The organism is Variovorax trehalosi, from assembly GCF_051216415.1.
Taxonomy (GTDB): Bacteria; Pseudomonadota; Gammaproteobacteria; order Burkholderiales; family Burkholderiaceae_C; genus Variovorax.
On record NZ_JBPJZG010000001.1, the window covers coordinates 1,343,341 to 1,361,122 of the forward strand.

Here is a 17,782-nt window from a genome sequence, read left to right on the forward strand (position 1 = left end):
AAGGAACACATCATGGTCATGCTTGTGGACGCCGGTGGTGGCAACAACGCAGCAAATGCAGCGGCTCTGGCCGCGGCGCGGGCGGCCGCCGAGGCCGCTGCGCGTGCCGCGGCCGAAGCGCGGGCGCGTGAACTGCAGCGCCAGCTCGAGGAGCAGCGCCAGAAGCTGATCGACGCGCAGCGACAGGCCGAGCAGGCCCAGAAGCGCGCCGTCGAGGCGCAGAAAAAGGCCCAGGAAGCCAAGCAGAAGGCCGAAGCCGCCGAGGCGCAGCGCGCCCAGTCGAAGGCCACCGCCGAGGCCGCTCAGAAGGCCGCGCAGGACGCCAAGCTGATGGATGCGCGCGCAAGGAACGAAGGCGCCGACGCCGCCCTTAAAAACAAGGATGTCTCCCTGCTCAAGGCGCAGATCGCGCAGAAGGAGGAAGAGGTCAAGAGCCCCGGGGCCAAGGCCTCGGCAGAGACGGCCCAGAAGGCCAAGGACGCACAGGCCCAGCGAGACAGCGCGAAGCGCACCAGCGATCTGTCGAAGCTCTACGCCGATTCCCAGGAGAAGGAAAGCAAGGCACAGGACGCGGAAGCCAAGCTGGCGAAACTGACGCCGCCACCGAGCCAGCCACCGGCCGCGACCACCGAGAAGGATCGCGCCGCGCTCACGGAAGCGCAAACCAGCGCCACCAGCCTCAGGGCTGATGCCAGGACGGCGAACACCCGGTTCACCACCGCCATCGGCACGCAGGCGCAGACGGAGTTCTACGGCAGCCCGCCAGCGACGACGACGACCATTGCGCCGCAGCTGCCGGCGGCACCGGCGGTGCAGACCGTGCAGGCCACGCCGGTGATCGGGACGGACCCGCTGCACTCGCCGCTGCTGCAGTTGCTGCAGGTGTCGCCGCGCTCCGCGTCGACCCCGAACAGCCTGCTGCTGGCACCGACGTTGACATCGCCGGACCTGAAGCTCGCGTCGTTTCCGCCGCCGGCCTCCACCACGCCGGCCGGGTCGCCGGCCACGGTGCCGGCCTCGCCATTCATTTCGGCGTTCTCAAAGCCCCAGGCGGTGACGCCGGAGGTCACGAAGACGCTTTCCGCCATTGCCGACGGCAAGAGCGTGGACCAGATCGCGCGCGAGCGGAACATCAGTGCCGACAAGGTGATTGCGGAGGCCAACGCGGCGGGCATCAGGATCGAATCGAGCAAGCCCAGCACCGACGTGGAGGTCACCACCGTGAAGAAGGGCGACGCCTCGCTTTCCTACACCAACGACTACCACAGTGGCTCCGTCACGGTAAACAGCTCGTTCGCGGACCCGGCGGCGCCGGGTGGCCGCAAGACCGCCGCGGTCACGCAGGACGGCAACGGCCTGCTGAGCCAGACGGTGAAGGACGAGAAGACCGGCAACAACGTCACGCACGTGATCGACACCAAGGCCGGCACTCGCACGGACTCGACCATCGGCGCGGATGGCAAGCGCACCGAGACCACGACCGATCTCACGGGCGCGCCGGTATTGCGCCCCGTCGAAGAGGGCGAAGGCTATCTGGATGTCGCCAAGGCCGCGGGCCTGACGCCCGAACAACTGCTGGCGCTGAACCCCGACGTCGACTACGGCAAGGCGCTCAAGCCCGGACAGAACCTGGTCGTGGCCGGTGTGCCGACCACCGTCAAGACCTTCAACGCGGACGGCACCTCGCTCGAGAAGAAGACCGCGGCCGACGGCTCGCTGAACGTGGTGGCGACCAGCGCGAGCGGGCGCCGCACGGTCCTGATGGGCGAGCCCGAAGCCAGGAGCGGAACCGGCGAGGCGGCCCGCAAGGCGATCTTCGACGACAAGAAGAGCGTCGCGGAAGTGGCCAAGAACCTGGGCCTGACGCCGGAGCAGGTGCTGGCCGCGCTGCCGGCCGGAACCGTCGATGTGCGGCCCGCGAGCGCCGACAACGGAGGCATCGAGACGCGCACGATCTTCGACCCCACCACCAACCGCACGGTGATCGAGACGCACGACCCGCGCCACGATCGCGACGTGCGACAGGTGGTCGAAGCGGACGCGGCCTTCCAGGTTCGCCAGTTCAACACCGAGACCGGAAAGTACGAGATCAAGGAGGTGAAGGGCGGCATCGGCTATGCACAGCAGCAGGCCGACCAGAAGCTCGCGAGCGTGGGCGACTACGACAAGCAGATCACCAAGCTGAACGAGTCGATCCGCCTCTACAACCGCATGGGCGAACCGACAACGGAGCTGCAGGCCCAGCGCAGGCAGCTGGTGTCGCAGCGCGCCACGGCGAGCGGCGAGGCCGACATCGCGCAGGGCAAGGCTGCTTCGGCGCTTACCAAGCGCCAGCAGGTGGTGGTCGACACCATGGCCTCCAACGCCTACCAGCGGCTCTCCGTTGCGCGGCCGGGCAGCGCGGAGTTCGCGGCGGCAACCAAGGACCTGGACGAGGTGCTGGCGCTGTCGGACCGGGTCGACCGCCTGGTGCCCGCCGCCGACAAGGACGTGGACTTTCTGAAGGCCCAGCTCGACAAGCAGCAAAAGGGCGAGGCCAAGGTCCAGGCCGACCAGAACCTGCAGACGGAGTTCGAGAAGTGGAAGGACGACGTCTGGATGTGGCAGGGCATCGACCCCAAGACCGCCGAGAAGATGAAGGCCGAGGGCCAGAAACCCGCGACGCGCATCTTCCATGACGCCAAGCAGGAACACGACATCGCCTGGGAAGCCTTCGAGTGGCAGCAGAAGCACTTCGACAAATACGGCGACAAGGACATCACCGCCGCGGAGCGCCCTGCGCGCGACGCCTGGCTGCGCCGCAATGAAGCCAGCGACGCCGAGCAGCGCGCCAACATCGGCTTCAGCGACGCCTCGATCGCCAAGCAGCGCACCGACATCAACGTGAAGCAGGGCGACATCGACCGGCTGCAGGAAAAGAAGAATGCCTGGGTCAAGGCGAACCCGGACGCCTTCTCCGAAACCTTTGCGCAGCAGGGCGAGCTCGACAAGCTGAACGACGACGCGACCAAGCTGCGGATCGGCGGACTGGTCGATGGCGAGGACAAGAAGCACAGCCAGTTCCTGCTCACGCTGTCCGCCCGCGACCGCGCGGACCCGGAGGCGCTGAAGGAAGCGGAGAGCAAGTACAGCGAGGACAACAAGGAGGCGAGCGAAAAGCTGTCGCAGCAGATCGACGATCTGCAGAAGGCTCGGACTTTCAGGAACGCCAAGCTGGCCGACGACTACATCGCGGCGTGGAACCAGCGCAATCCCGAACTCAAGAAGCAGCTCGACGATCTGGGCCAGACCATGCCGACCAGCAGCGTGCGCGCTGCCGAGGCGCGGCAGGCCGAGCGCGACAGGCTGATGGCGTCGACGCCGCAGGGCTTGCAGCTGAAGGCGGCACTGGGGACGAAATACGAGGCCGAGGGCGCGCTCAAGAAGATCAGCGAAGACGATGTCGCGCGGGTCCAGAAAGACCTGGAGGGCATCGACAAGGGCATCGAAAGCCAGACCTGGCTGCGCGATGTGTTCAGCAACGAGTCGGAGGACGCGCAGAAATACACGAAGGAGCAGCTCGACAGGGCGAAGCAGCTCAAGAACGACCTTGCATCGGGAAAGATCTCGGCCTCCGAGTACGCACGCCAGCAAAACGAATTCATGGACGGCTACGGGCTGAAATCGCTGCAGGTCGCCGAGGACCTGCAGGACAGCAACGAAACCTGGAGCGTGGTCGACGACGCGGTGCGCATGACCGTGTCCGCGGCCGCGGGCATTGCGGCCACCATCGCCACCGGCGGCAACGTGGCCGTGGGCTTTGCGGTCGGAGTGGGCGTCAACCAGCTGTGGGATACGGCGGGCGATGTTGTCGCCGCCGCGAAGGGCCGCGACATCTATGCCGATGGCCATTCCTCGCTGCTGACGCTGGGCTACAAGTGGAGCGAGGGCGAGGCCAGCTGGGACGATGTCAAGTTCACGCTGAAGGACGAGGCCTTCGACATCGCCTCCAGTGCAGTGACCGCGACGGGCGTGGGGGCGGGCATTCGTACGAGCATCGCGCTGACGTCCAGGATCGCGGCAAAGGAGGGCATCGATCTCACGACCGGCGCCACCCTCCGGATCGGTGGCCGCGCCGCTGTGGGCACGCGCGCCGGCCTGGTGTCCCAGGCGGTCGACGGCACCGGCCGCGTGGGCGCGGAAACGATGCGGGTCGGGCTCGACGGCAAGCTGGGCACCGAGGAGGGTAACAAGCGCATCAGCGGTACCGCGGTCAGCTCACTCATGGGCGTAGCGACTGCGCCGCTGACCGGCGCCATCTCGGGCGCGGTGCCGTTGAAGGTGACGCTGGCGTCGGGGAAGAGTCTGCCGGGTGTCGGCATCGGCGCCCAGTTCCTCAACGACGGCGTGAGCAGCCTGGGCACCGGCGAGCTGATCGCGCAGGCGAACGAAGGCCGGCACATGAACACGGGCGAGATCATCGCAGCCTCGCTGCAGGCCATTCCGGGCACGCTGAACAATGTGGCGCTTCACCCGTACATGGCCCAGAAAGCGATCAAGGCGAAGGCCGCACAGGAAGCACGGGACGCACAGAAACCGGAGCCGCCCGCAGGACCGACTCTCCCCGTGGTGCCTCCCGTGGAGATCAACACGCCCACGCGCAACCTGCCAGGCCTCAAAGGGCGGGGCGCCGACCGCCTTGTGCTGGTGGACGTGAAAGACCACGAGATCGTCTCGGGGCTGGACACGCAGACCCGCGCCGCGGCCGCGCTCGCGCCCGGTGGCGTGGTCGAGTTCCGGGTTGCACGGGACACGCAAAAGACGATTGCCCCGGCCGATCCCCTGGCCGCGCGAGGACCGAACGAGGAAGCGCGGCTGGCAAGACAGCACGAAGAGCAGCAGGACCAGGCCATCCGCGTGAGGCTGCGCGGCGTGGGCCTGGACAACGTCAAGATCGTGCGCGACTCGAACCCTGGCGCCAAGCAGCCCGAGATCATCGTGCAGGCGACCAAGCCGATGCTGGCGCGCACGCCCGAGAGCCCGTTCGCCAGGCCGGCGATCCAGGGCAACGACCCGCGCCTGTCGTACCTGACGGGCGACGAGATGGTGGGCGTCTATGGCGGCGGCACGCAGCACGCGTACAAGGCCCCGCCCGATTTCCGGGTGGCACTGACGATGCGCAACCGCCTGAACGTGGGCGAGTACGCGCCCTTCATGGCTTCGCCCACGATGCAGTCGATGTCGGTCGGGATCGGCACGCGCTCGAAGCTGAGCGACGTGGCCGGCGCAGTCTACGACAGCATCCTGAAGCGCTCGATGACGCCGCTCAAGGACGCGCTCGGCACGCAGGCCTCGGTGGCGGTGCGGCCCGACGAGTACCGGCGCACCAGCTTCCTGCAATGGGGCGTGATGCCGTTCTCCCGCGACACCATCTTCACCGTGTTCGCGAAGGACCTGATCAACGTTGCCAAGCAGGAGCTGTTCGGCAAGGGCACGCCGGGCTATGGCGTCAACATGCGCTCCGCAGAGATGGTCGGAAATGCCCACAAGGGACCGGGCCGGGTGGTCGAGGTGGAACTGAGCCCGACACTGGATGCCAAGTCCCTCAAGCTGGCCGAGGGCGACCTCGACTTCTTCGGTGGCAAGGCCGATGAAACCCCCGGCGGCCATGTGAAGGTGGACAGCAGCCTGCTGTTCGACCGCGTCATCGAAGACCTGCGGTTCTCGCCGCTGCTGCCCGTGCTGAAGAAGGCGCTGGACTGGACCGGCGTTCCCACGCCTTCGTTCGAGCGGCGCTGGCAGATGATGCTGAAGGACGCGATCGGTGAAGGCGACATCGTGCCCACGCGCTTCTTCGAGCAGTTCCAGAAAACCTTTGCCGACGCGAAGTACAAGCTGCAGATCGTCGTGCCCGAGCGCGCGTCCGGCAGGCTGCACGATCCGGCCGAGCTCCAGGTGCGCGACTTCATCGACAACCCTGATCCGGCGAAGCTCAAGGACCTGGTCGACAAGGGCATGGTCGATCCGAAGAACATCAAGTTCTTCATTCCCGAACATGGCGGCAACCATCACCGCACGTCGGTTCCGGGCAAGGTGTTCACGGAATCCTTCACCGACCTGGCCGGCAGGCAACGGCGCGTGGCCGACCCCAGCACCAGCAATGTCTGGGTCATCTATGCCGACAACAAACTGGAGCGGGCAGCGCAGCGTGGCATCTACAACATCAAGAAAGCGGTCTACAACAAGCTCACCGAACTCGCCGAGAGCCCCAGGTTCTCCGGGCTCGTGCCGGACCGGCTGGTGCGCTCCAGGCCCTCGACCCACCATGTGCCGGGCCAGGGCAACCTGATCGACAGCATGACCGGCGGGCGCGGGCGACCCGACGCCACGCCGTCGAGCCGGCGCACCTTCGTGGTCGCGCCGCCCAAGCTGTTCGACGTGACGGTGCTCGCCGGCTCGGCGGAGGTCCGCTTCCAGGCCGGAAAGGACGCGCCCAAGGTTGCCAAGTCAGTGAAGGGCCAGGGCACGGAAGACTTCAAGGTGTCCTCGGACAGTTCGAACTCCGTGAAGGTGCCGGACTGGTTCCCGCGCGTGCTCGAACGGGCGCTGAACGGCCCCACGCCGGTCATTCCCAAGGGCGGCAAGGAGCAATTGGGGAAATTCTTCGACGACCTGGAGAGCAAGCTCGAGCCTGCCCAGAGGGATGTCGTGATCGGGCTGCGGGAAAAGCACCTGGACGGCAAGAACAAGACCATCGGCGACGGCCTCTTCCTGCGCCGGCCGGTGGCGCAGGACATTGTCGATGTGCTGACCGGCCTGCGGCCCGATGCCGAAGGCGGCCGTGGCCGGGCCAGCGACACCATTCCACGCGGGCTGGTCGCGGACGTGCCGCGCCGCGCCGACCTGACCTACCTGGACGGCAACACCACGGTGACCGTCAACGGACGCCAGGTGTCGGCGCGCGACATCCAGGTCGCGGTGTCCGAAAAGGGCTTCCTGGTGATGGCCGACGAAGCGAACATGCCGAGCACCGACAAGATTGCGGCGGACATGCGCGCGGCAGGCTATCCGCCCGGCAAGGACGTGGTGCTCTACGTGTGCCGCGCCGGTGAGCGCGCGGACCCGACCGCTCCGGTGCCCGCGTCGCGCGCGACCGAACTCGGCAACAAGCTGGGTGCGCGCGTGCATGCGGTAGACGGCACGATCACGCTGGGCGAGAAGATCACGCTGCAAGGCCAGCCGGTGCGGGCGCTGCCTAACTTGCCTCTGCTGGACGGCGCGCACACCGACCCCAACCTCGCAGCGCAACAGCGCTTCTGGCTGGAGCCCGGCAAGCGCGCCGATGCGGTCGAAGCGCCGTTCGGCGAAGCGGTGCGCAACAAGGGTGCGAAGGTCGACGACGAAGGGATCGATCCGCTCCGCCTGGGCATCGAGGACCGCGTGGTCGATATGCATCCGATGGATGCGGAGAATGCGCGGGCCGTGTTCCCGCTGATCGCCAAGGAACTGGGCGTCAGCCCCGAATACAACGCGCTCGGCGCAAAGGGAATGATCGACAAGTGGCTCGGCGAGATCGCCAATGGCACGCGGTACGCACGCGTGATCTATCCGGCCGCCGGATCGACGCCGGCCTCGGACGCTCCGATCGGCATGATCTCCGTCCACAAGGAAGCGCTGCTCGGCGACAGCTACCGCAACACCTTGCCTGCGGCGCTCTACCGCGGCAGCAAGCCGGCGGGAGAGACGAGCAAGGAGGCGCTGCAGGCCCGCGGCGAGGTGTGGCAGTTCTCGACCTACCTGGGCGCCAACAAGAACCGCTACCCGGACGGCGTGGTCAACAAATCCGCGCGCATGCAGTTCATGAACGACGTGATGCGGCAAGAGGCGGCGAAGGGGGCGCCGGTGGAAGCTTTCTACTCGCGCGTCAACGGCGGTGCGCCGTTCATCACCGGCTCGGACGGTGTCACGGTCGCACTCGAAGGCCACAAATTCAACGTGAAGAGTGCCTTCAGCCAGGAGTCGCAGACGGTCGGCCGCGGACCGATTGCCGTCGGCTACGAGGACAGCTCGCCGTTCAAGAGCGCCGACTTCCCGGACGGTGAACCGGCACGCCACATCTACATCTACGAGACCGACGCGAGCCTCTACGGACCGGAGGGCAAGGGCACGATCAAGTGGCGCGGCAAGATCGAAGATGCTTTCGACAAGGTGCCGGGCTCGCGCAGCCTGCTCGCTCCGATGCGACCGGCAGACCTGAACTACCTCGAGGGCGAGGCCACAGTCAAGGGACAGCCAGTGTCGGCACGCGACATCGAGCTGGCCGTGCCGCCCGACAGCATCCTGGTGATGGCCGAGCGTGGCAATCCGCCGAGCGCGGAGCGCATCGCTGCGGACCTGCGCGCCAAGGGCTATCCCGAAGGCAAGGACGTGGTGCTCTACCTCTGCGAAGGCGGAACGCCGGCGCGGGCGAATGCACCGGTGCCTGAATCGCTGGCACGCGAACTGAGCAACAAGATCGGTGCGCGCGTGCACGCGGTGGATGGCGACATCGTGCTCGGCGCCAGGAACACGGTCGAGGGTGCCCCGGTGGTGCAACGGCCGAACCTGCCGCTGACCGACGTTTCGCAGAAGGCGCCGCACCTGGTGACCCCCGATGCGGACTTCGATGCGCAGCAACGCTTCTGGCTCGAGGCGGGCGGCCGCACGCAGGAGGCCCAGGCGCCGTTCTCGCAGAAGGTGCTCGACCAGGGGGCGACGGCGGGGGACAAGAGCATCGATCCGCTGCACCTGGGCACGAAGGACGGCCCGGTCGGGTCGCTGCCATTCAACCGCGCGGTCGAACTGGTGCCGTTCGACGCGCAGCATGCGCGCGACGTGTTGCCCTACCTCGCGAACGAGTTGAAGTACAGCCCCGACTACATGCAGCTGGGGGCCGAAGGCCTGGCGAAGAAATGGATCAAGGAGATCGAGGTCGATAAAACGCGCCTGGCCTACGTGATCTACCCGCCGCCGGGTTCGGCTACAGAGCGCCGGCCGATCGGCATCATCGCGGTACACAAGGATGATCTGGTCGGGGACAACTACGTCGAAACGCGCGACCCCTCCAAGTACGCCGGGGAGGTGAAAGCGGGCGCGTTGGGCGAGCAGGAATTGCGCGCCCGCGGCAAGGTGTGGCAGTTCTCCACCTACCTCAGCGAGGACCGGGCGACCTCGCGCACCGGCAAATCGCCGTTCCCCAATGGCGTGGTCAACTCGGCCGCGAAGAAGCTGGTGATGGATGCGGCGCTGGCCGAGCTGGCGAACCGCAAGGAGCCCATCGACGCCTTCTATGCGCGCGTGCACGCCGGGGCGCCCGAGGAGGTGCCGACGCTGGGCTGGGACAAAACCGTCAACGCGAAGAGCCTCGACAGCCAGGCGCGCATGGCCGGCGGCGGACCGCTGGCCGTGGTGCAGGAACGGGGACCACGGTTGCCCAACGGAGAAACACCGACTCGCTATGTCGCGATCTTCGAGACACCGGTAAGCCGCTACGCGGATGACGGCCCTGGCACCCAGGGCTATCACTCGCTGATCGATGCCCAGGTTCGCAAGGACACGCGCTCGTATCGCTGGGTCGGACCGGAGGATTGGCAAGGCAGGCCGCTGGTGCACCGCCCGGCCAACCTGAACTACCTGGAAGGCAACGCCACGGCGAACGGCCGTCCGGTGCCGGCACGCGACATCGAGGTGGCTGTGCCCGAAAAAGCATTCGTCGTCATGGCCGACGAGGCGAACGTGCCGAGCCTGGAGCGCATTGCCGCCGACATGCGCGCGGCCGGCTATGCCGACGGGCAGGAGGTGGCGCTCTACATCTGCCGCGCCGGCCAGACGGCCGACCCGGCGGCGCCGGTGCCGCAATCGCTGGCGCTGCAGTTGAGCGACAAGCTCGGCGCGCGCGTGCATGCCGTGGAAGGCACCATCACGCTGGGAGAGAAGACGAATCTCGGCGAAGGCCATTTCGTGGCCGCGCAGCCGAAACTGCCGCTGATGGACGTCTCGAACGGGCGCACGCACGCCAACGAGAACTTCGACGCCCAGCAGCGCTACTGGCTCGCGCCCAACGGCCGTGGCGAGCGCGTCGATGCGCCGCTCGGCGCGGAGGTGCGCAACATGGGGGCGCGCGTTGGCGAAGGCCACTGGATCGATCCCTTCGTGCTGGGTATCGAGGAACGCGTGGTGCGTCTCGAGCAGTTCAGCGACCGCAATGCACCCGCGGTGCTGGCGTCGCTGACCAGGCAGCTTGCCGTGAGCCCCGATTTCAACAACCTCGGGCCCGAAGGCATGGCACGCAAGTGGCAGCAGGAGATGACGGACGGCACCCGCATGGCCTACGTCGTCTATCCGGCCGAAGGCTCGCCGCTCGGCGCGAAGCCGCTGGGCATCATCGCGCTGCACCGCGAGGCGCTGATCGACGGCAACTACGTGAAGACACTGCCTGCCTCGTACTACCGCGCCGGCAAGTTCGAGGCCGGCGAGGTGCCGCGCGAAGCCCTGCTGGCACGCGGCGACGTCTGGCAGTTCTCGACCTACCTCAACGCCGATGCGAAGCAGGTGCCGGGCACCAACAAGGCCGGCAAGATGCTGACCATCGAGGAAGCGGCCGCCGAGGGCAAGCGGCGAGGGGAAGAGGTGCTGGCCTTCTATGCGCGCGTGCACGGCGGCGGACCGCTGGTGTTGATGGAGCCACACGTCAATCCCAACATTCCGAGCCTGTTCGGGCAGGAGTCGATGGCCCGGCGCGGCCCCATCGCCGTGGGCCTGGAACAAGGCTCGCCAGTGACGGGCGGCGCCGACCGCTACGTGCTGATCTTCGAGACCGACCGCGGGCTCTACCTGTCCGACGGTGCGGGCCGGGCGAAGTGGACCGCGGATATCCAGAAGCTGGTCGACGACCATCCGGACCCCGGCTCATGGCTGGGCGCGGATCCGCAGGCCACGTCGTCGACCGCCGCACCGGTCGCCTTCCATGGGGCATCGACACGGCCGGCCTCGATCCGCGATGCGCAGCCACTGCTGGCACTGACGCCCGAAGGCGAGGGCGTCTACTTCAATCCGCACGACCAGAAGAGCTACTTCTGGGACGGCAAGTCGGCCGAGCCACGCGCGATGAGCGACGTGCTGGCCGAACCGCCGCTGGGCGAGGGCACCTTCGCGTCCGTGCGGCCGCTGAGCGCGAAATGGGTTGGCGCGGTGACGACCGAAGAGGGCGGCTCCGCCGGCCATGCCAGTTCGCGCGCGGAACTCGATGCGCGCTACACGCTGCTGGAAAACGTGCGCTCGGAACTGGAAGGCTACCGGCCCGGCTTCGGCAACGACCACGTGCTCCAGCAGCAACGGCCGATCGATCTGCCGGATCTCGACCAAGCCTTGGCCATCTACCACCGGGAACCCGGGGCCACCCGCGGCAGCGGCGCCGACGCCTTGCCGCGTCTCGTGACCGCGCAGACCCGCGCCGACCTGATCGAGATCCGGCGGGCCCTGAAGGATCGCGGTGTGCAGGTCGACGATCTGCAGTTCCTGGTCAGCGAGAACGGACGCCCGCTGATCCACGATCCCGAGGCCATCTCGAAGCTGAAGCCCGGCGAGCCCATGGACCTTCGCAGCGATTTCGCGAAGCTGTGGCGCCAGACGGATTCATTGCCAGGGCTTGCGCCACGGGCGGCGACCGACACAGGCCAGGACACGATGGACATCCCGCGAATGGTCGATGCGGCGGGCTGGCACATCAAGGCCTCCAGCCGCCCCGACTGGGTGGCCGCGCAGCGCGTGGTCGATGCCGAGGAGCATGCGATCTGGCAGCAGTTGAAGGCGCTGGACGGACCGGCGGCGCCGGCCACCAGGCCACTGCCCGAAAGCGCGGAGCTGCCGGACCTGCGCACGCTCAACAGCGCCTCGGTGCGCTCGGCGGTGCAGGAGCTGCGCAACATGCGTGCGGGCGTCGAAGACCGGATGCGCGCGGGGCCGTATGCCACCGAGGGCATGAAGCTGGACCCCGCGACGCTCGAACACAGCCGGGCGCTCGACCGCTCGATGCTGGTGGCGCAACTGCACGTGGTCCGAGGCTGGCAGGACCTGCATCCAACGGAAGTCGCAGCGCTGCCCGTGGACCCCGGCCTCACCATGCCGCCGGGCAGGTTGCCGGATCCGCTCAAGAACCGGGATGGCGGACCGATCGCACTGGCCATCGCGGCACAGGGCCGGAAGGAGTTCGATGCCGACATGGCCGTCCGGGTTGCACAGGCCAAGGGCCGGCCGCAGGATGAAGTGGATCGCCTGGAGGTGCGGGCGGTTGACGAAAGCGTGAAGCTCGCCGACCTGTTCGACCACGACCATCGCCGCGCGGAGCATTTCGGAGAATCGAAATTCCGGCAGCTTGCCGCCGAAGAAGTGGAGCCGCCGCCGGACCTGGACGACAACCCCTACAGCATGGGAGCCGCCTACCATCCCGCGCCGCCACCGGCCGGCTCGGCGCTGCCGCCGCACCTCTGGGAACTGCCGCGCATCCAGTCGTTCGATGTCGATTCATCACGCAAACAGATGCCCTCGGGCATTCCGAACCTGTTCGATCTCGGCAAGAAGCCGAACAAGCCGAACGGAGGGGCGAGCGCGTCGACCTGAGCGGGCGTTCAGGAGGCTGGCGCGGTGGCCTCCGCCGCCTGCGCCAGCACCCAATCCCTGAACACCCGCATCCCCCGCGTCTCGCGCCGACCCTTCGGCGCGCAGACGTAGTAGCCGCGCGGCGTGAGCGCGGCGCGGTCGATGGGAATCGCGATGCGTCCAGCGGCGAGTTCGTCTTCGATGAGGCAGCGCTGCACCACCGCGAGGCCGAGGCCCGAGATCACGCCCTGCACCAGCATCACGACCTGGTCGAAGTCGGCGGCGGGGCGTGGGTTCGTGCCGCGCAAGCCCTGCGTGTCGAACCACAGGCGCCAGTTGTCGGGATAGTTGGCGTGAAAGAGCAGCGGCCGCTGCAGCAGGTCTTCGGGCGTGTGCAATGCATGCGGGCCGCGCAGGTCCTCGGGCCGGCAGATCGGCACGATCTCGCGGCCCACGAGGTAGTCGGACTGGATGCCCACCGGATGCCATGCCGTGTCGCCGGTGCGCACGCGGATCCAGCCGTCGATGTCGGGCATGTCCAGCGGATCGTCGCGTCGATAAGGCGCGAACGAAATGGCGACCTCGGGGTGGCGTTTGCGAAAGTCGGGCAGCCGCGGAATGAGCCACTTGGTGGCCAGCGTCGGCGGCACCGACAGGCGCAGCGTGTGCGGTCCGTGCTGCGCGCTGGCGGCATCGGCGGCGGCATCAAGCTGCTGCAGCGCCGGCGCGACGTTGTCGAGGTAGGCGCGGCCCGCATCGGTGAGCGTGCTGAGCCGGCCGTGGCGGTCCAGCAAACGCACGCCCAGTTCTTCTTCCAGCCGCGCCACCGCACGGCTGACCGCGCCCTGCGTGACGCACAGCTCGTCGGCCGCTTTCGAGAAGCTGCCCAGACGCGCGGTGCTGGCAAAGGCATGCAGCTCGTGCAACGACGGTGAACGGATTCGCATGGGTGAAGTGGGGTGGCTTGCTATGCGCGCTGGTCATAGCAAGCGGCGCAATTGTCACTCCAAACACGAGGGGTCGCTTCACATAATCGCCGCACTTCAGGGCACCTCGATGTGCGTTGTCTCCAACGATATTTCTTTCGACTTACTCACGATGAACAAACGCCGAGACCTCCTGCTGGCCATCACCGCCGTTGCCTTCGGGCTGCCGATGGTGAGCGTCGATGCACACGCCGCTTCTTCCTTCCCCGACAAGCCGATCAAGCTGATCGTGCCGTTCCCGCCCGGCGGCTCGACCGACCTGGTGGCGCGGCTGCTGGCCGAGAAGATGTCGGTGATCCTCGGGCAGCAGGTGGTGGTTGAGAACCGCGGCGGCGCGGGCGGCACCATCGGCATCTCGGCGGTGGCGCGGGCGGAGCCCGACGGCTACACCATCGGCATGGCCACGGTGAGCACGCATGGCGCGAACCCGGCCGTCTACACCAAGCTGCCCTACGACCCGGTGAAGGACTTCCAGCCGATCACCAACGTGATGTCGGTGCCCAGCGTGTTCGTGGTCAGCCCCAAGCTGCCGGTGAAGAACATGCAGGAGTTCATCGCGCTGGCCAAGTCGGAGCCCGGCAAGCTCACCTTCGCCTCGCCCGGCAACGGCTCGCTCGGGCACGTCAACGTCGAGCAGTTCATGGACCTGGCGGGCATCAAGCTCACGCACGTGCCGTACAAGGGCGCGGGGCAGGCGGCCACCGACGCACTGGCGGGCACGGTCGATGCCATGACCGACAACCTGCCGTCGTCGCTCCCGCACATCAAGTCGGGCAAGCTGCGCGCGCTGGCGGTGCTGTCGCCGCAGCGCTCGCCGTTGTTGCCGGATGTGCCGACCTACCGCGAGCTCGGCTTCGAGGCGATGAGCGAAGGCGGCTGGTTCGGCCTGGTCGCGCCCGCGGGCGTGCCGGCGCCGGTGATCGAGAAACTCATGACCAGCGCGCACCAGGCCATGCAGGACCCGGTGTTCAAGCAGCGCACGATCGAGATTTCGGGCGTGCCGATGGCCAACACGCCGGCGCAGTTCGCGCAGCAGATCCGCGAAATGATGGACAAGTACGCGCGCATCGCCAAGGTCGCGAACATCAAGCTGTGATGAGCGCGCACGACATGCAGGACAGCGACCCGGTCGTCGTCGTCGTCGATCCGCCATCGGGCGTGGCCCGGCTGCCGCTGGTGTGCGATTCGCCGCACAGCGGCACCTGCTACCCGGCGGACTTCGTCACCCGCGTGCCGTTCGCGCAGCTGCGCCAGGCCGAGGACACGCACGTCGCCGCGCTCTGGTCGGCCGCGCCGCAGCATGGCGCCACCTTGCTGAGCGCGCAGTTCCCGCGGGCCTACATCGACCCCAACCGGGCCATCGACGACCTCGACCCCGAACTGCTCGATGGACCCTGGCCTTTGCCGCTCAAGCCCGGCGAGAAATCGCGCCTGGGCTACGGCCTGGTGTGGAGCCGTATCGCGGCCGACCAGCCGTTGTACGACCAGCCCTTGCAGCCCGCCGCGGTGCAGTGGCGCATCGACAGGTTCTGGAAGCCGTACCACGCGGCGCTTTCGAACGCGGTGCGCCGCGCGGTGGCCGACTTCGGCGCGCTGTGGCATCTCAACCTGCATTCGATGCCCGGCAACGCGTATGAAAAGCTGCGCATCTCTTCCACGCGGCCGCTCGCGGACTTCGTGCTCGGCGACCGCGAAGGCACGACCTGCGAGCCCGCGCTGCTGGACGTGGTCGAAGCCACGGTGCGCGCGCACGGCTACACGGTGGCGCGCAACGACCCCTACAAAGGCGTGGCGCTGATCGCGGAGATCGGCAACCCGGCACAGGAGCGGCACAGCCTGCAGATCGAGATCCGCCGCCCGATCTACATGAACGAAGCGACGCGCGAACCGAACGACGGCTTCGCGCCGCTGCAGCGCTGCATCGACGCCACCATCTCGGCGGTGGCGGCGCATGTGAAGCTGCAGTTGAAGAGAGGCTAGCCCGCGATGCGACGCACCTGGACTGTGCCGACCGCTCTATCCGACGATGCCGTTGCGCGCCGAGGCGGGCTGCAACGCATCGAGTGCGGAGAGCCTGCGGTAGTCGCCGGGCAGCACCGCGTAGGTGCCGAGAAAAGTCTTGTGCAAATGGCTCTGGTCGGTGAAGCCGGCCGCATGCGCAGCGTAAGTGACGCGTGCGCCGCCCGCGATGAGATCGCGCGCGTATTCGATGCGGTGGCCCACGAGCATCTCGTGCGGCGTGAACCCGAGCGCGCCCCTGAAGCGCCGCTGCAGGTGCACCGGATGCAGGCCCGCCGCCTCGGCGAGGCTGTCGAGCGTCATGCGCTGCTGGAAGCCGGAGGCGATGAGTTCGTAGAGCCGGTTCATGCGCTCGTCGCCGCTGTCGACCACGCGCGCAGGCGTGGGCTGCAGGGGAATCCATTGCGCGAGACGCTGGCGCAGCAGGGCGCGGCCGGCCGCGATGTCTTCTTCGTTGCCGGTGCCGGAGGATTCGTGAAGCAGCCGGTGGCATTCGAGAAATTCAAAGGCCGCCGAGGGATCGAGAAAGATCGAGATGCCCGCATCGTCTTCCGCGCGGGCCGTGGGGGTGCCTTCGTGCGCCGCGCTGATGCAGCGGGCGACGGCGGAACTGCAATACATGGCGTCCTCGCGCCATGGCGCGCTGCGCGCCTGCACCGAATGCCAGACCTGCGGCGCGATGCGCAGCAGCGTGCCCGGCGGCACGACCGTCACGCGGTTGCCGCTGCGCACATGGAGCTCGGTGTCGGACACCGAAAGCGTGAAGCCGACATGCCGGTGCGGCCGGATCTCGCGATGCAGCAGTCGGTTGGCGGTGAACTGGAGACCTGTGAGATCGGCGTCGCGCCAATAGCGGGAAGCGGCCAGGATTTCCATCGAAGGCGGGACTCCTCGGATGCTGTTGTTGTACTGACAGGGAGCAATCAGCATGCCAGCGCATCGGGCTTCTGTGAAGCGTTCATTTCATGCGGGATTGATGCACGTGTTGCATCGGTCATGCAAAGGTATTCAGTTGTGGCGAGGCTGCGATGTCTCGGCCCGCCTTCCCCGAATCCGGTGATACGAATGCGTACCTGAAGCTAAGAATTTACAAGGCGACACCCACACCCTTTGGTACTTTGGCCCCCAACTCCGCGGCGTTAACAAATGCACGCGGCATTTCAAACAGGCATCCCATGATTCTTGCTACCTTGTTGCAACGCGCCGCGGCCTCATCGCTGTCGCAGACGCGGAATCACGACACTGACGTGGCCGCGCCTTCGAGCGAGTCGCCCGAACTGCCCGAGCTGCCGACCGGTGGCCCGTTTCCGCAGCTCTACTCGGAAGAGCAGCTGTACCTGCCGCCGTCGGCGGACCGGCATGCGGAAGGCGTGCCGGGCATCGTCGGCGAACTGCTGGACGCCGGCAGCCATGAGGAGCGCCGCTACCTGATCCAGGGCATGCTCAACGCGCTGGGTTTCGACTGGCTCGGCTACGGCACGATCACCTTCCTGCGCGGACGCTGGTGGCCCCTGAGCTTCTTCACCGCCTACGCGAACCCCGAATGGGTGCAGCGCTATTTCTCGCACCGCCTCTACGAGATGGACCTGCGTCAGCAGGGCGTGCCGGCTTCGAGCCTGCCGCTGGTGTGGGACGTCGAGCAGCTCGAGGCCATGCCCATCTCTTCGGCTGCGACGACTGCGACCGAGGACGCGGCGGGCCGGCGGCAGCGCTTTGTCGACGACCTGCTCGCCAGCGGCATCCGCAGCGGTTTGATGTTCCGGCTGGCCTCACCCACGCATGTGAACCAGTACACCGTCATCAGCCTGCAGTCGAGCGAGCGGGGCCGCAGCTGGATCACCGACGAAGTCGTCGGGCAGGCGTTGACGCTGGGCCTGAGCCTGCATGAATACCTGTCGCGCCACTCGCGCATGGCGAGCGAGACGGGCGGGGCACGCATCGAGATCTCCACGACGCAGCAGTACATCCTCCAGCACCTGCTGCAGGGTCGCAGCGACAAGGAAATCGCGAACCGGCTCGACCTGTCCGCGCACACGGTGGACTACCACATGCGCCAGCTGCGCCGCCGCTTCGCCGCGCGCAACCGCGTGCAGCTGGTGAACGCGGTGCAGCAGGGCGACAGCGACTTCGGCGTGCTGAGCGAGATGTGAGCCCATTCATTC

6 protein-coding genes are annotated in these 17,782 nt (G+C 67.5%); 4 read left to right on the forward strand and 2 right to left on the reverse strand.

Annotation, left to right across the window (positions count from 1 at the left end; all coding sequences use genetic code 11):
• Window positions 1-12: 12 nt before the first annotated feature.
• Complete coding sequence (locus tag ACSFA7_RS06335) at window positions 13-12,636, forward strand: hypothetical protein (RefSeq protein WP_435498572.1); 12,624 nt, start codon at window positions 13-15, stop codon at window positions 12,634-12,636.
• Window positions 12,637-12,644: 8 nt separating this feature from the next.
• Here the strand turns inward: ACSFA7_RS06335 and ACSFA7_RS06340 are convergent, their stop codons facing one another.
• Window positions 12,645-13,562 carry a LysR substrate-binding domain-containing protein gene (locus ACSFA7_RS06340; RefSeq protein WP_435498573.1) on the reverse strand — a complete coding sequence of 306 codons (918 nt, stop codon included), beginning with the start codon at window positions 13,560-13,562 and terminating at the stop codon, window positions 12,645-12,647.
• A 151-nt stretch (window positions 13,563-13,713) separates the two neighbouring features.
• Here ACSFA7_RS06340 and ACSFA7_RS06345 point away from each other — a divergent pair, with 151 nt between their 5' ends.
• Both ACSFA7_RS06345 and ACSFA7_RS06350 read left to right on the forward strand, forming a co-directional pair.
• Entirely contained in the window at window positions 13,714-14,697 is a 984-nt protein-coding gene (locus ACSFA7_RS06345) for a Bug family tripartite tricarboxylate transporter substrate binding protein (RefSeq protein ID WP_435498574.1), read from the forward strand.
• The gene (locus ACSFA7_RS06350) at window positions 14,697-15,581 is read left to right on the forward strand and encodes an N-formylglutamate amidohydrolase (protein ID WP_435498575.1); all 885 of its coding nucleotides are present in this window, start codon (window positions 14,697-14,699) and stop codon (window positions 15,579-15,581) included. Before ACSFA7_RS06345 ends, ACSFA7_RS06350 begins: the two co-directional genes overlap by 1 nt.
• 36 nt (window positions 15,582-15,617) lie before the next feature.
• Here ACSFA7_RS06350 and ACSFA7_RS06355 read toward each other — a convergent pair whose 3' ends face one another.
• Window positions 15,618-16,496 (reverse strand): helix-turn-helix domain-containing protein, encoded by an 879-nt coding sequence (locus tag ACSFA7_RS06355; RefSeq protein WP_435498576.1) that lies wholly within the window; start codon window positions 16,494-16,496, stop codon window positions 15,618-15,620.
• Window positions 16,497-16,795: 299 nt separating this feature from the next.
• Here ACSFA7_RS06355 and ACSFA7_RS06360 point away from each other — a divergent pair, with 299 nt between their 5' ends.
• On the forward strand, window positions 16,796-17,770 hold the full coding sequence (locus tag ACSFA7_RS06360; protein WP_206179174.1) for a helix-turn-helix transcriptional regulator: 975 nt from the start codon (window positions 16,796-16,798) through the stop codon (window positions 17,768-17,770).
• Window positions 17,771-17,782 lie beyond the last annotated feature (12 nt).